The organism is Kutzneria sp. CA-103260, assembly GCF_018263855.1.
In the GTDB taxonomy this organism is placed as follows: Bacteria; Actinomycetota; Actinomycetes; order Mycobacteriales; family Pseudonocardiaceae; genus Kutzneria.
This window is the reverse complement of record NZ_CP073318.1, coordinates 1208457-1222436: the sequence shown is the minus strand read 5'-3', so window position 1 is coordinate 1222436 and position 13980 is coordinate 1208457. Positions and strand designations below refer to the sequence as shown.

Genomic DNA, 13980 nt, shown 5'->3' with positions numbered 1-13980 from the left:
CACACGGTAACGGTTGCCGGATAAGCCCCAGGTAGGGCCCACCCACCCTCGCGAGTCCCGCTCTCGGACAACCATGTGTCGACTTCCGAAACTCGACATTCAGTTGCTGGAGAGCGGGACTCGCCGGGGTTCAGCCGGCGAAGCGCTGCAGGGCGACCGAGGTGCGCTCGCGGATCAGGTCGACCAGCTCGGCCGGGCCCTCGGCCACGGCCTGGCCGCCGGCGCCGATGACCAGCCGGGCCATCCACATCGGGTCGGTGTAGCGCATGACCACCCGGCAGCGGCCGCCCTCCAGCTCGGTCTGCTCGTCCACGGCGTAGTACTCGGAGATCCAGCGGGCGTCCGGCTCCAGCCGCAGCACCGCCACCTGCTGGCCGTCCTCGGGCCGGAACAGGCCGGCCGACACGTCGGTCGGCTCGGCGTAGGGCGGCGGCGCGGCCGGCTCGTCCAGCACCTCGATGGCGTCGATCCGGTCCAGCCGGAACAGCCGCACGTCACCGGCGTAGCGGCACCACGCCTCCAGGTAGTTGCGGCCCTCCACGAGCAGCGCCCGCATCGGGTCCACCACCCGCTCGGTGATCTCGTCGCGGGACGCCGTGTAGTACCGGATCCGCAGCGCCCGCCCGCGGTTGAGGGCGTCCCGCACGATCTCCCGTACCTCGGCGGTGGCCTCGGCCTCCGGCGCTGCCAACCCCACGACCACGCCGGCCGGCCGGGCGGCCCCGGCGGCCGCCTCCACCTTGGCCAGGGCCCGCCGCACGGCGTCGGTGTCGGCCACGCCCGGCGTGTCGGCCAGCGCCCGCAGCGCCACCAGCAGGGCAGTCGCCTCGGCGCCGGTCAGCCGCAGCGGCTTGTTCATGCCGGCATCGAAGGTGACGGTGATCGTCTCGCCCTCGAAGGACAGGTCGATCAGGTCACCCGGCCCGTAGCCGGGCAGCCCGCACATCCACAGCAGCTCCAGGTCCTTGCGCAGCTGCCGCGCGGTCACGCCGAAGTCGGCGGCCGCCTCGTCGACCGGGATGCCCGGCCGGGCGATCAGGTACGGCACCAGGGCCAGCAGCCGGGTCAGCCGGTCGTTCCCGCCCGCGCTCACGACGCCTTCCCCTCCGCCGCGGCCAGCGCGCCGAGCAGCCGCTCGTACACCGACTTGCGCAGCACCTCCGGCTCCAGCACCTCGACGTCCGCACCGAAGCCGGCGATCCAGCCGGCCGCCGACTCGGGCAGGTTCAGCTCGATCTCCAGCAGGTCGCCCGCGATGCCGTCCACCACGTCCTCGCCGACGAGCTTCGCGCGGCGGCGCAGCCCCTGGGCCTGGCCCTTGGCCACCCACAGCCGGGCCAGCGTGCACTGGCCGGGGTCGTCGTCGAAGCCCTTCACGAAGCTCATCAGGTCCACGCCCGGTGGCGCTTCCACCACGCCCGCCTTGCCGACGGTCTTGGCGTCGCCGACGATCCGGGACAGCCGGAAGCAGCGGGCCGCCCGGCGGTCGCGGTCGTGGCCGACCAGGTACCAGCGGCCCCGCCAGGACACCACGCCCCACGGCTCCACGGTCCGGGTCCGCACCTCGGCCGGCACCGGCTTGCGGTAGTCGAACGTGACGACCCGGCCGGTCTGCACCGCCGCCAGCAGCGTGGCGAACGCCGGCTCGCTGGTCCGCACCCGGGGCTCCACCACCGCCGGCGCGCCCTGGTCCACGTCCACGCCGGCGGCGCGCAACTTGAGCAGCGCCACCTCGGCCGCACCGGTCAGCTCCGGCGAGTCCCACAGTCGCACCGCCAGCGCCACCGCGGCGGCTTCGTCGGGCTCCAGGTCGATGTCGCCCAGCTCGTAGTCGCGGCGGGCGATGCGGTAGCCCTCGGCCGAGTCGAACGGGTTGTTGCGGCCCGTCTCCAGAGGGATGCCCAGGTCGCGCAGCTCGGCCTTGTCCCGCTCGAACATCCGGTAGAAGGCGTCGGCGTTGGCGTCCTCGGGGTAGCCGGGCACGATCGTCCTGATCCGGTCGGCCGTGAGGTACTGCCGGGTGGACAGCAGGCACAGCACCAGGTTGACGAGACGTTCGGCACGGGCTATGGACACCTCAGCACCCTAACCCCGCCGCCGGTCACGATGTCCGGACAACCGCCGAGCCGGCGGCCGAATCGTCCATCCGGTCGATCGCGACCGTCGTCGATCATGCTATTCGCGCCTTCCTCGTCCGGTTGCGGCAGAGTAGTGGATCGTGTCCACGGTGAGCGGACTGGTCCGCGCGAGCCATCCGGCGCCCGCCGTCGCGGTCACGGCGATCGGACTGGGGCTGGCGGTGGTGTGGGGTCGGTCGCCGGCAGGCATCGCCGCCGTCGGCGCTGCCGTGCTGGCCGGTCAGCTGTCGGTCGGCTGGCTCAACGACTACCTCGACCGGGACCGTGACGCCGCCTCGGGCCGTTCCGACAAGCCCATTCCCAACGGCACGGTTGCCGCGAAGGCGGTCTTGGTCGCGTATGTGGTGTCAGCGGCCGCCGTCGTGCCGCTGTCGTTCCTGTCGGGTCTCGTCGCCGGCTTCGCGCACCTGCTCGCCGTCGGCAGCGCGTGGGCGTACAACCTGTGGTTGAAGGGCACCGTCGTGTCGGTGCTGCCGTACACGGTGGCCTTCGCCGCCGGGCCCGCGTTCGTGGTGCTGGGCGTGCCGGCGACGCCGCCGTGGTGGCTGCTGGCCGCCGGTGCCCTGCTCGGCTCAGGGGCGCACTTCGCCAACGCCCTGCCCGACCTCGCCGCCGACCTGGCCACCGGCATCCGGGGCCTGCCGCAGCGCCTCGGCCCCCGCTTCTCCTCGGCCGCCACCGTCGTGTTGCTCCTGGCCGCAGCAGCCGTCCTCAACCTCTACGCCGTCGCCGCCTCAGCAGTGATCCTCCTACTCGCCCGCCGCCACCCTTTCCAAGCCGCCATGGCCGTCGCCCTCATCGACGTCCTGCTCCTCATCCTCACCAAATAGCGCGAGTCCCGCTCTCAGGCAACCATGTGTCGAGTTCCGGAACTCGACTTTCAGCTGCCCGAGAGCGGGACTCGCGGGGTTCTACAGGCTGGAGATGAGGCGTTCGACGCGCTCGTCGACGGCTCGGAAGGGGTCCTTGCAGAGGACGGTGCGCTGGGCCTGGTCGTTGAGCTTGAGGTGCACCCAGTCCACCGTGAAGTCCCGGCCGGCGGCCTGGGCGGCGGCGATGAAGTCGCCGCGCAGCTTGGCCCGGGTGGTCTGCGGCGGGGTGTCCTTGGCCGCCTCGATCTCGCCGTCGTCGGTGACCCGGTGCACCAGGTCCTTGCGCTGGAGCAGGTCGAAGATGCCGCGGCCGCGCCGGATGTCGTGGTAGGCCAGGTCCAGCTGGGCGATGCGGGGGCTGGACAGCTCCAGGCCGTGCTTGGCCTGGTAGCGCTCGATCAGCCTGTGCTTGACCGCCCAGTCGATCTCCCGGTCGATCTTGGACAGGTCCTGCTGCTCGACCGCGTCCAGCACCTTGCCCCACAGCTCCACGATCCGCTGCGAGGTGGGGTCGTTGGTGCGCGAGGCGACGTGCTCGACGGCCTTGGCGTGGTACTCCCGCTGGATGTCCAGCGCGGACGCCTCGCGGCCGCCGGCCAGCCGGACCAGCCGCCGGCCGGTCAGGTCGTGGCTGATCTCGCGGATCGCCCGGATCGGGTTGTCCAGGCTGAAGTCACGGAACTGCACGCCCTGCTCGATCATCTCCAGCACCAGGTTGGCGCTGCCCACCTTGAGCAGCGTCGTCACCTCGGACATGTTCGAGTCGCCGACGATCACGTGCAGCCGCCGGTAGCGCTCGGCGTCGGCGTGCGGCTCGTCCCGGGTGTTGATGATCGGCCGGGAGCGGGTGGTCGCGCTGGACACGCCCTCCCAGATGTGCTCGGCCCGCTGCGACAGGCAGTACACCGCGCCGCGCGGGGTCTGCAGCACCTTGCCGGCGCCGCAGATCAGCTGTCTGGTCACCAGGAACGGCAGCAGCACGTCGGCGATCCGGGAGAACTCGCCGGCCCGGGCGACACAGTAGTTCTCGTGGCAGCCGTAGGAGTTGCCGGCCGAGTCGGTGTTGTTCTTGAACAGGAAGATGTCGCCGCCGATGCCCTCGTCGGCCAGCCGCCGCTCGGCGTCGACGAGCAGGTCCTCCAGGATCCGCTCACCGGCCTTGTCGTGCGTGACCAACTGGGTGAGGTCGTCGCACTCGGCGGTCGCGTACTCGGGGTGGGAGCCGACGTCCAGGTACAGGCGCGAGCCGTTGCGCAGGAAGACGTTCGAGGAGCGCCCCCACGACACGACGCGCCGGAACAGGTACCGCGCCACCTCGTCGGGTGACAACCGACGCTGCCCGTGGAACGTGCAGGTCACCCCGAACTCGGTCTCGATTCCGAAGATCCGCCGCTGCATCCCTTCACAGTAGGCGGTCGAGCGCCCGCTGACCGTGCGCCGTTCGGGGATCGAGCCGAAAATTCGGCTACCTTCGCATAACGTGCGCTCCGTGAACCGGCTCGACGAGGCCCTGATGCGCAGGTCGGCGGCCCTGCGGCCGTCCCGTGTCGATCTCGCCGTCAAGATGCTGTCGACTTCGGCCAACCACAGCTTGGTGTGGTTCGCCGCCGCGGCCGTGCTGGCCACGATCCGCGGTCGGGGCCGCCGGGCTGCGATGCGGGGCGTGGTCGCCATCGCCGGCGCCAGCTTCACCGCCAACGCCCTGGGCAAGCAGGTGTTCCCCCGTCGGCGGCCCGCCGCCGACCTGGTGCCGGTTGCTCGCCGCCTCAGCCGCCGCCCCACGTCCTCGTCTTTCCCCTCCGGGCACGCGGCGTCGGCCGCCGCCTTCACCACCGCCGTCGCTCTGGAGTCACCCACCGCCGCCGTGATCATCGGGCCCGTCGCCGCCGCCGTGGCGTACTCGCGGGTGCACACCGGCGTGCACTGGCCCTCCGACGTGGCCTGCGGCGCCGCCCTCGGGATCGGCGTCGGCCTGCTCACTCAGCGCTGGTGGCCGCTCGGCGTCGGTGAGCCGGCCGAGGCCGCCGTCAACGTGCACATGCCCGTGCTGCAGGGTGGCGAAGGCCTGACGATCGTCGCCAACCCCAACTCCGGGCCCGACGACGTCGACCCCGCCGTCGAGATCAAGGCCGCCTGGCCCAAGGCCACCGTGATCCGCCTCGACGACCTCGACGAGCGGGATCTCACCGACGTGCGGGCGCTCGGCGCCGCCGGCGGGGACGGCACCGTGGCCGCCGTCGCCTCGGTCGCCGCCGACACCGGCCTGCCGCTGGCCGTCGTGCCCGCCGGCACGCTCAACCACTTCGCCCGCGACGTCGGCGTCGACAGCCTGGAACACAGCCGCACCGCGACGGAATCCGGCGACGGTGTCACCATCGGCCTCGGATCCGTGTCCGTCGACGGCACCGAGCCGACGATCTTCCTGAACACCGCCAGCCTCGGCGGCTATCCCGACCTCGTTCGCCTCCGCGACAAGCACGCCAAGCGCCTGGGCAAGTGGCCCGCCGGCGCCTACGCACTCCTCCGCGTCCTGCACTCCGCCGAGCCCCTCACCGTCACCCTCAACGGTCGCCGGCTGACCGTGTGGATGATCTTCGTCGGCAACAACCCCTACCTGCCCAAGGGCTTCGCCCCCGCCACCCGCGACCGCCTCGACAGCGGCCTGCTCGACGTCCGCTTCATCCGCGCCGACGTGCCCTTCTCCCGCACCCGCTTCGTCCTGGCCGCGCTGGCCGGGGCCCTGCACCGCAGCCACACCTACCGCCAGCTGGACCTGCCCGGCTTCGACGTCCACGTGCACGGCCGCCCCGTCGCCATCGCCACCGACGGCGAGGTCGGCCCCGAGGGCACCGTCTTCACCTTCAAGGCCCGCCCCGCCGCCCTCACCGTGTATCGCTAACCCACCGCAGCCATTCGAAAGGGTGGTTCAGAGTTGGGGGACCGGAGCCCACAACAAGCAAGGCGATGGATGGGCTGCGGGTGATTGGAAACAACGCCGCACACCCCGGAGAGATCGAGCTCGGCGGGGACCCAGAGCTGGTACCCGCGCTCTTTTCTCTGGTGAACCGGATTGTTCATCACGTACTCACCCGCCCCAAGCACTGTCCCGATGGGGTAGTGCTTCTGCAAGACGCCGGTGCCCGCACCTTGGGCGAGATGGACGCCCTTGGGGCTAACCGGGTATCGCTGACAAAGGTTCGATAACGCCCGGGAGATCGTGCCGGGGCGGCGGGGTTGGATGGCCGGTATGAAGGGCAGCAGACCCTCGCCGGCGCTGCCGGCCGAGCGGAGGCTGGCGCTGGTGGTGGCGACGGCCAGCTATCGGGACGCTGGGCTGCGGCAGTTGCGGGCGCCGGCGCGGGACGCGGCTGAGCTGGGGGAGCTGCTTGGGGACCCGGCGGTGGGCGGGTTCGAGGTGACGACGGTGCTGGACCGGTCGGCGCAGCGGATCCGGCTGGCGGTGGAGGAGTTCCTGGCGGACCGGCGGCCGGACGATCTGGTGGTGGTCTACCTGTCGTGTCACGGGCTGATCGACGCCCGCAGGCGGCTGTACTTCGCGGCCCAGGACACGATGAAAAACCGGCTGGCCTCGACCGGTGTGGAGGCGGAGTGGCTGCTCAGCCAGTTGGAGGACTGCCGGGCGCGGCGGCAGGTGGTGATCCTGGACTGTTGCTTCAGCGGAGCGTTCGGAGGGCGGGCCAAGGGGTCTGACGATCTGGGGCTGGACAGCAGGTTCCACGGCCAGGGGCGGGGCCGGGTCGTGCTGACGGCCTCCCGCGGCACTGAGTACTCGTTCGAGGGCGAGCCGCTCGCCGACGCGGTGCAGCCGGGCTCGGTGTTCACCAGCGCCCTGGTCGCCGGCATCCGCAGCGGCGAGGCCGACCGGGATCACGACGGCTACATCTCCGTCGACGACGCGTACGAGTACGCCTTCGACCGGCTCCGGGACGCGGCTGTCGCGCAGACGCCGCAGAGATCGGTCTACCAGGCCGAGGGCAAGATCCTGCTGGCCCGCTCCCCCGCTGGCGTGCCGGTCGAGGCTGTGGCGCTGCCCGAGTCCCTGCGCAGCGCGCTGGACAGCCCGCACCCGGCAGTCCGCCTTGGCGGCGTCACGGCGCTGGGTGAGCTCCTGGACGATCCAGCGCTGGCCGCGCAGGCCCGTAAGGCGCTCGAAGACGTTGCCGCGAATGACGTCCCTCAGGTCGCTCTGGCCGCCAAGGCGCACCTCGTGTCACCCGTGCCTGAGGTGCCCGCGCCACCGAAGCCGTCCCGCCGCCGGAATGTGCCGTTGTTGGCCGGCATCGCGGTCGCGGTGGCCATAGCCCTGACGGTGACACTTGTGTTGGTGTTGCGACCGAACACCACTCCTGCTGTCGTCGCGCCCGAGTTGCACACCGTCGCCTTCAGCCCGGACGGGAAGCTGCTCGCCACCGGCGGCATCGAGAGCGGGGCGACCTCGATCCGACTGTGGGACGCCACCAGCTGGCAGCTCACGAAGATCCCGCTCGGCGGTGACCCCACCGTGTACGACATCGCGTTCAGCCCGGACGGCGGCACGTTCGCCGTCGGCTGCGACGACGGTGTGCGGATCTTCGACACCGGCAGCCGCAAGCTCGTCGCCGGCCCGTTCGGGGTGAGCACCAACTCCCGTGTGCACGGGTCGGCGTCGGTGGCGTTCAGCCCCGACAAGAAGACCATCGCCATCGGCGACTTCGACGGGTCCGTCCAGCTCTGGGACCTGGCGACCCGGACGGCGCTCACCCCGAGCATGATCGGGCACACCGGCAGCATCGACGGGCTGGCGTTCAGCCCCGACGGCAAGGTGCTGGCCAGCGCCGGCGGCTACACCTTCAACGAGGACAACAGCTACAGCCCCGACGGCACCGTGCGGCTCTGGGACACCGGCACCCGCCAGCAGATCGGCGACCCACTGATCAACGAGCGGGCCAGTGCCGCGGCCCTCGGCGTGGCCTTCGCGCCGCAGGGCGAGAAGCTGGCCGTCGGCTACAGCGCCCGCGACAACCTGGTCTGGGACATCGGAACGCGCAAACCCATCGCCACCCTCCCCGGGGGCAACGGGGACGGCACCGACATCACCTACAGCCACGCCGGCTACCTGATCGCGGCCGGCGACAGCTACAACGTCCGCGTCTGGAACGCCGACACCACCAAGGTGATCCGGGATCTGAAGGGGCACACCAACGATGTGACGTCGCTGGCCTTCTCCCCCGACGACGGCCGGCTGGCCAGCGCCTCCCGCGACGGCACCGTCCGCGTCTGGGACCCGGCCACCGGCCAGCTCCTCAAGCAGTTGAACGCCTAGGCTTCGACGGTGATCGTCACTCCCCCGACCCGTGGGCCCGCGTGCCCGTGCCGCTGCTGCAGCACACCCTGCGTGAGCGGGGCCTGCGCGGCGCGGGCCAGCGACTCAGGCTGAGCTGGTCCACCCACCCGGCGCGGTCGCTCTCCGGGCGGGTCGAGGTCGTCTCACGCGAGTACGACAACCCGGCTAGTAGGTCGAGCCGAGTTGCGTGAGGTCTACGGCGGCGTCCTCGGGAACCAGGATCTTCAGTCGCACCGATTTGAGTTCCGCATCCACGACGACTGCGATCGAACGGAACTGTGCCTGCGAGAAGTCCAGCACGATTCGACCGTTCTCGCCACGGAGTGTGATCACGCTCGGCACCGCCCAGTTCCCGCTCTACACGGCCTCAAGGTCGCTCACCGTAGCCGCCGCAAGGACAAGGTCATTACTGGCAGTGAATTCCTCCACCGACAGCATCCCGTGGCCAACTGCCATTTCCAGCAACCTCAGCGCCCGCTCACGCTCCGCGTCCGCAACCAGCCGCCCCCCTGCTCCATGCCCACCCCCTAGCGCGACGACCAACAGCAATTTCCCAGAAACCCACATTCACCCATTAGTGATTCGAGTTCGATCTTTAGCAAGCGTATTCTGGACGTATGCCAGAACTCACCCAGGACCTGGAGTCCCAGGAACCCTCCGGGGCCCTCTTGGACCTAGCCATGGGTGCAGACCTGACCACCCTCACCCTGAGCGAAAAACTCACCCTGCTCATCCTCGCCCGCAAATTCATGTCCTGGGCCGAACACCTCCAGCTCGCCATTCTCCACGACCTCGACGACACCACCGAAATCGCCATGGCCATCCACGAACCAGAACAGTCCGTGGTCCGCCAGAAGGAATACAGCCAGGTCCTGGACCGCCTCCCCCAATGCGCCGAACTACTACGGCGCGGGGAGATCGACCCCTGCCGACTCAAGACCGTGGATGATCGAGTGGTTCACCTGACCGATCCGGAACTGGTCGCTCAGGTGGATGAGGCTCTTGCGGATGTGGCCCCCGGTCTGACTCGCACGCAGTTGGCCCGCCGCGCTACCAAGGCCGTGGCGGAGGCTGACCCTCTCGGCTACGACCAGCGCCGTCTGAAGGCCCGCGAGGACCGGCGAGTCGAGTTCACTCCCCTGCCCGATGGCATGGCCCAGCTCAGCATCATCCTGCCCGCCATCGACGCCCGCCAGGCCTACGACCTGCTCACGCAAGATGCCCGGGCTCTAGTCAAGGATGACCGCACCACCGACCAGAAACGCGCCGACGCCTTCCTTGACCGGTTCCTGGGCTACGGCGTCGACCGCACCGTCCAGGTCCACGTCACCATCCCGGTGGAGACCTTGATGGGATTGACCGAGGACCCCGGCCTTCTGGACGGCTACGGCCCCATCGCCGCCGACTCCGCCCGCGAACTGGCCATGCACGGCCCCTGGCGCGGCATCCTCCTCGACAACCGCCGCCACGCCGACGCCATGACCACCCACAAATACCGGGCCGACACCCGGACCCGCGAGTTCATCAAAGTCCGCGACGGCGGCACCTGCACCGCCCCCGGCTGCACCACCCCCATCCAAGAACTCGACCACACCACCCCCTGGCCGGCCGGCAAAACCACCGCCACCCAACTCAAGGGCTACTGCGCCCACCATCACCACCTCAAACACGACAACTACACCGTCACCCTGGACCCCGACGGCACGACACATTGGGTCACGCCACAGGGACGGCACTACACCACCCAGCCACACCAGTACTGAGCACCGGTTCTTTGACAACTACAGAGCGAAACGGCACCGACCGAAGGGCAAGATCGAACAAGAAGTCCGACAGCGAGAGCCACGGGAAGCCAGAAGAAGCCGAAGCAGGCGACCGCAACGACCGCAACGTAACCAAATGACAGGCACCCAGAAAAGAGACAACAAAGGAGCTGACAAGCGCGAACCAGCCCCTAACCCCCCTCCCGTCCAAAGCCCTCCCTAAACCCAGCCACCCATCTATGAAGGAGCGGGGTCGGTCAAGACCCTTGGTAGTGCTGTGTTTCTTCGGTTTTCGGCGGCATAAGGTCAGACGCGTCTAACGGTGGAGGGGTCAAGGCTGGCCGGAGGCCACCCCGCCAGGGGGCTTGGCCTTGACGACGACACCGGGCGCGTCAGGCTGGTCATGCCGAAAGCCGGCACCACCACACAGATTCACGTAACCAGAAGCAGAGATCCTTTCACCGCGGGAACACCGAAGACCAGCCGTGTTCACCAAGAACCGGGGCGTACCCGGCGGCGTGCCGAAGACTCGGCCGCCGTTCATCTATTCGCGTGTCAGCATGGTGAGCTACGACCGTGACCGGACAGGATCAATCAACCCGACGACCACGCCCGAACACAGGGGGTCAGGGTGGGTTCGATCCGTGGCCGGTCACGTCCGAGCCCGCTCACGCCACGCCCACACGACGCTGCTGGGCCAGGGCACGGATGTGCCCGTCGCGCAGGCCGTAGAACACCAGCGTGAGCAGTCTGCGTGCCACCGCCACGGTGGCGATGTTGCGGCCCCGACGCTGCCGGATCCCCTCCCGGGTGGCCACCAGCCAGCCCGCGTCCGCGGGAACCCGCTGGGCGGCCTCGACCACCGCCCACCGCAACAACGTCGAGCCCTGCTTGGTGATCCGACCCCGACGCACCTTCACATCCGACTCTCGATGCCGCGGCGTCAACCCGGCCCACGAACACAAGTGCCGGGGCGTGGCGAACCGGTGCACATCGCCGATCTCGGCCACCAGCACCGCGGCCAGCACCGGGCCGACACCGGGGATGGCCTGGACCGTGGCATACCCGGGATCGCCTGCCAGCCGGGCCGCGATCACCCGGGTCGTCGTCGCGATCTCGAAATCGAACGCCTCGATCAGCCGGCACAACGAGTTCACCCGCGCCCGGTACGGCGGGTCCAACGCGGCCTGGGCCAGCAGTTGCCGGCCCCGGACCCCGAACAGGTCGGTCACCGGCACTCGCAGGCCCTGTTTGGCCAACACCGCGTGCACGCTGGCCTTCAGCCCAGTGCGCTGACTCACCAGCTTCGCTCGATGCCGCACCAGCTCGCGCAGCTCCCGCACCGCCGGCGGGGCGACCCAGGCCTCGGGCAGCCGGCCCATCCGCAGCAGATCCGCCAGGTCCGCGGCGTCCCGCACGTCGTTCTTGACCCGCCGGTAGGCGAATCCCTTGATCCCCAACGGATGCGCCAAATGCACCACGGCCCCGTGTTCGGCCAGCACATCCGCGGCCCAGTACCAGCCGTAGGTGGCCTCCACCACCACCTCCGGCGCCACGCCGGCCTTGCCGATCTCCTCAGCCAACCGCATCGGATCGTTCACGATCCGAACCACGTCCAGCTGCTCACCGGTCGCGGTCTGCCGCACGATCACCGACCGGAACCGATGCAGGTCGATCCCAACGAACTGTTTGCCGTCATACTCAGACACCAGGGGCCTCCCTTGCGTGAGAAGTTGAGCACCCTGAGCATCCCGCTCGGGACCCACCAGGAGCGAGGCCCCGCTCCTTCATCCCATCAACCGCAACCAACCCGCACAACCCAACCCCCACCTGACTCCACCCAACACCCGCCGCCAACGACGACCGCCAAACACAGTGACGGGCGGGTGGGCGGGCCACCCCAAAACACCCACACCCACACCCCCCGCAAAACAAACCCAACCTCCCAGACACAAGAAAGGCCCCGACCACAAAAGCCGGGGCCTTCCAAGCAAAGAAACCCTACTCCGCCGGCTTCTCCGGCTCCTCAGCCGCCGATTCCTCGGCAGCGGGCTTGGTGGAGGCGAGGAGCTCCTCCAACACCGCCCCCTGAATCCGCCGGAACGCCCGGCGGGACCGCTTGCGGTCCAGAACGGCGACCTCCAACGGCCGGTCGCCGTTGCTGGAGGGGCTGCCGGCGTCGAAGGCGGCGACGGCGAAGCGGAGGGCGTCGGCCAGGGAGGCGTCGTCCTGGTACGACTCCTTGAGGGCGGTGGAGATGGCGTCGGCCTGCCCGCCCATGACGACGTACTTGGGCTCGTCGACGATGGAGCCGTCGTAGGTGAGCCGGTAGAGCTGGTCGGTGCCGTAGGCGGCGCCGACCTCGGCCAGGCAGACCTCGACCTCGAACGGCTTGATCTGCTCGGTGAAGATGGAGCCGAGCAGGCTGGCGAAGGCGTTGGCCAGGGAGCGGGCGTTCACGTCCCGCCGGTCGTACTGGTAGCCGCGCAGGTCGGCGTGGCGGACGCCGGCCACCCGCAGGCTCTCGAACTCGCTGTAGCGGCCGACGGCGGCGAAGCCGATGCGGTCGTAGATCTCGGACACCTTGCGCAGCGTGGACGAGGTGTTCTCGGCGACGAAGAGCACGCCGTCGGTGTAGGTGAGCACGACGACGCTGCGGCCCCTGGCGATCCCCTTGCGGGCGAGCTCCGAGCGGTCCCGCATCACCTGCTCGGCGGATGCGTACAACGGCAACGTCACTGTGCGGCTCCTGTGGTTCGTGGGGACGTCATCAGCTCAGCCGCGGGTCCGGTCCGCGACGACCGCCTCGGACACGGCGGCGGCGGCCTCGTCGGCCAGCCGCACGGCGCCGTTGACCCCGTCGACGGTGATGACGACCGGGAAGATCCGGCGCACCAGGTCGGGGCCGCTGGTGGCGGAGTCGTCGTCGGCGGCGTCGTAGAGCGCTTCGATGGCGGTGCGCACGGCGGCGTCCTGGTCGCCGTCCGGGTCGTACAGCTTCTTCAGCGCGCCCTTGGCGAACACCGAGCCGGAGCCGATCGAGTGGTAGCCGGCGTGCTCGTCGAACCGGCCGCCGGTGACGTCGTAGGTGACGATCCGCCCGGCCCGGTCCGGGTCGGGCGCGTCGATGTCGTAGCCGACGAACAGGGGCAGCACGACGAGGCCGGCCATGGCCGCCTCCAGGTTGCCCTTGATCATCGCGCCGAGCCGGTTGGCCTTGCCGTCGAGCGTGATGGTCACGCCTTCGAGCTTCTCGTAGTGCTCCAGTTCCAGCTGGTAGAGCCGGACCATCTCGACGGCCAGCCCCGCGGTGCCGGCGATGCCGACCGCGGAGTACTCGTCGGTGACGTACACCTTGTCCATGTCGCGGTGCGCGATGACGTTGCCCGCGGTGGCCCGCCGGTCACCGGCGATCAGCACGCCGCCCTTGTAGGCGACGGCCACGATCGTGGTGCCGTGGGCCAGCTCCAACGGCCGAGCGCCGGGCGTGACCCGGTTGAACGGCAGCAGTTCGGGCGCCTGAGCGCGCAGGAAGTCCACGAACGAGGACGTGCCCGGCGCGAGGTAGGCCGCCGGCAGCGCCGCGCCCGTTTGCGAGTTGTGCTCCATGTAGTGCTGTTTCTCCTGCCGCCTCTGGAGTCCTGTCACGGGTTGGCCGCGCGGACGGCCTACTCGCCGCCCTTCTGCACGTAGGCGCGCACGAAGTCCTCGGCGTTCTCCTCGAGCACGTCGTCGATCTCGTCGAGGATCGCGTCGACGTCCTCGCCGAGCTTCTCGCGGCGCTCCTGACCCGCGGCGGCGGCGCCGTCGGCGCCCTCGTCGCCGTCGCCCCCGCCCTGACGCTGAACCTGTTCCTGAGCCAT

General features: G+C 69.9%; 13 protein-coding genes. 4 read left to right on the top strand and 9 right to left on the bottom strand.

Annotated features, from left to right (window positions below):
• Nucleotides 1-130: 130 nt before the first annotated feature.
• The gene (locus JJ691_RS05355; protein WP_211767682.1) at nt 131-1093 is read right to left on the bottom strand and encodes a helix-turn-helix transcriptional regulator; all 963 of its coding nucleotides are present in this window, start codon (nt 1091-1093) and stop codon (nt 131-133) included.
• Entirely contained in the window at nt 1090-2076 is a 987-nt protein-coding gene (locus JJ691_RS05350; protein WP_211767681.1) for a helix-turn-helix transcriptional regulator, read from the bottom strand. Before JJ691_RS05350 ends, JJ691_RS05355 begins: the two co-directional genes overlap by 4 nt.
• A 142-nt stretch (nt 2077-2218) precedes the next feature.
• Here JJ691_RS05350 and JJ691_RS05345 point away from each other — a divergent pair, with 142 nt between their 5' ends.
• Entirely contained in the window at nt 2219-2968 is a 750-nt protein-coding gene (locus tag JJ691_RS05345) for a UbiA family prenyltransferase (protein ID WP_249227698.1), read from the top strand.
• Nucleotides 2969-3049: 81 nt separating this feature from the next.
• Here JJ691_RS05345 and pafA read toward each other — a convergent pair whose 3' ends face one another.
• The gene (gene pafA, locus JJ691_RS05340) at nt 3050-4408 is read right to left on the bottom strand and encodes a Pup--protein ligase (RefSeq protein WP_211767680.1); all 1359 of its coding nucleotides are present in this window, start codon (nt 4406-4408) and stop codon (nt 3050-3052) included.
• 115 nt (nt 4409-4523) lie between these two features.
• Here pafA and JJ691_RS05335 point away from each other — a divergent pair, with 115 nt between their 5' ends.
• The gene (locus JJ691_RS05335) at nt 4524-5909 is read left to right on the top strand and encodes a bifunctional phosphatase PAP2/diacylglycerol kinase family protein (RefSeq protein WP_211771287.1); all 1386 of its coding nucleotides are present in this window, start codon (nt 4524-4526) and stop codon (nt 5907-5909) included.
• Between the two features lie 348 nt (nt 5910-6257).
• Entirely contained in the window at nt 6258-8333 is a 2076-nt protein-coding gene (locus tag JJ691_RS05330) for a caspase, EACC1-associated type (RefSeq protein ID WP_211767679.1), read from the top strand.
• 186 nt (nt 8334-8519) lie between these two features.
• Here JJ691_RS05330 and JJ691_RS05325 read toward each other — a convergent pair whose 3' ends face one another.
• Nucleotides 8520-8687 (bottom strand): hypothetical protein, encoded by a 168-nt coding sequence (locus JJ691_RS05325; protein ID WP_211767678.1) that lies wholly within the window; start codon nt 8685-8687, stop codon nt 8520-8522.
• A 24-nt stretch (nt 8688-8711) separates the two neighbouring features.
• Nucleotides 8712-8921: a DUF1707 SHOCT-like domain-containing protein gene (locus tag JJ691_RS53260; RefSeq protein WP_442912715.1), complete on the bottom strand. Its 210-nt coding sequence runs from the start codon at nt 8919-8921 to the stop codon at nt 8712-8714.
• 50 nt (nt 8922-8971) lie between these two features.
• Between JJ691_RS53260 and JJ691_RS05315 the strand changes: the two genes are divergently transcribed.
• Entirely contained in the window at nt 8972-10117 is a 1146-nt protein-coding gene (locus JJ691_RS05315; protein WP_211767676.1) for a DUF222 domain-containing protein, read from the top strand.
• Nucleotides 10118-10785: 668 nt separating this feature from the next.
• Here JJ691_RS05315 and JJ691_RS05310 read toward each other — a convergent pair.
• The 4 genes from JJ691_RS05310 to JJ691_RS05295 form a co-directional block, all read right to left on the bottom strand.
• Nucleotides 10786-11826 (bottom strand): IS110 family transposase, encoded by a 1041-nt coding sequence (locus tag JJ691_RS05310; RefSeq protein ID WP_211767675.1) that lies wholly within the window; start codon nt 11824-11826, stop codon nt 10786-10788.
• Between the two features lie 292 nt (nt 11827-12118).
• On the bottom strand, nt 12119-12856 hold the full coding sequence (gene prcA / locus JJ691_RS05305; protein WP_211767674.1) for a proteasome subunit alpha: 738 nt from the start codon (nt 12854-12856) through the stop codon (nt 12119-12121).
• Nucleotides 12857-12892: 36 nt separating this feature from the next.
• Complete coding sequence (gene prcB, locus JJ691_RS05300) at nt 12893-13726, bottom strand: proteasome subunit beta (protein WP_211767673.1); 834 nt, start codon at nt 13724-13726, stop codon at nt 12893-12895.
• A 59-nt stretch (nt 13727-13785) separates the two neighbouring features.
• Complete coding sequence (locus JJ691_RS05295; RefSeq protein ID WP_184867474.1) at nt 13786-13980, bottom strand: ubiquitin-like protein Pup; 195 nt, start codon at nt 13978-13980, stop codon at nt 13786-13788.

What these genes read in the sequence shown, in the direction of transcription:
- pafA (WP_211767680.1), bottom strand. Translation starts at nt 4,408, where the DNA reads ATGCAGCGGCGGATCTTCGGAATCGAGACCGAGTTCGGGGTGACCTGC.
- JJ691_RS05335 (WP_211771287.1), top strand. Translation starts at nt 4,524, where the DNA reads ATGCGCAGGTCGGCGGCCCTGCGGCCGTCCCGTGTCGATCTCGCCGTC.
- JJ691_RS05330 (WP_211767679.1), top strand. Translation starts at nt 6,258, where the DNA reads ATGAAGGGCAGCAGACCCTCGCCGGCGCTGCCGGCCGAGCGGAGGCTG.
- JJ691_RS53260 (WP_442912715.1), bottom strand. Translation starts at nt 8,921, where the DNA reads ATGTGGGTTTCTGGGAAATTGCTGTTGGTCGTCGCGCTAGGGGGTGGG.
- JJ691_RS05315 (WP_211767676.1), top strand. Translation starts at nt 8,972, where the DNA reads ATGCCAGAACTCACCCAGGACCTGGAGTCCCAGGAACCCTCCGGGGCC.
- prcB (WP_211767673.1), bottom strand. Translation starts at nt 13,726, where the DNA reads ATGGAGCACAACTCGCAAACGGGCGCGGCGCTGCCGGCGGCCTACCTC.
- JJ691_RS05295 (WP_184867474.1), bottom strand. Translation starts at nt 13,980, where the DNA reads ATGGCTCAGGAACAGGTTCAGCGTCAGGGCGGGGGCGACGGCGACGAG.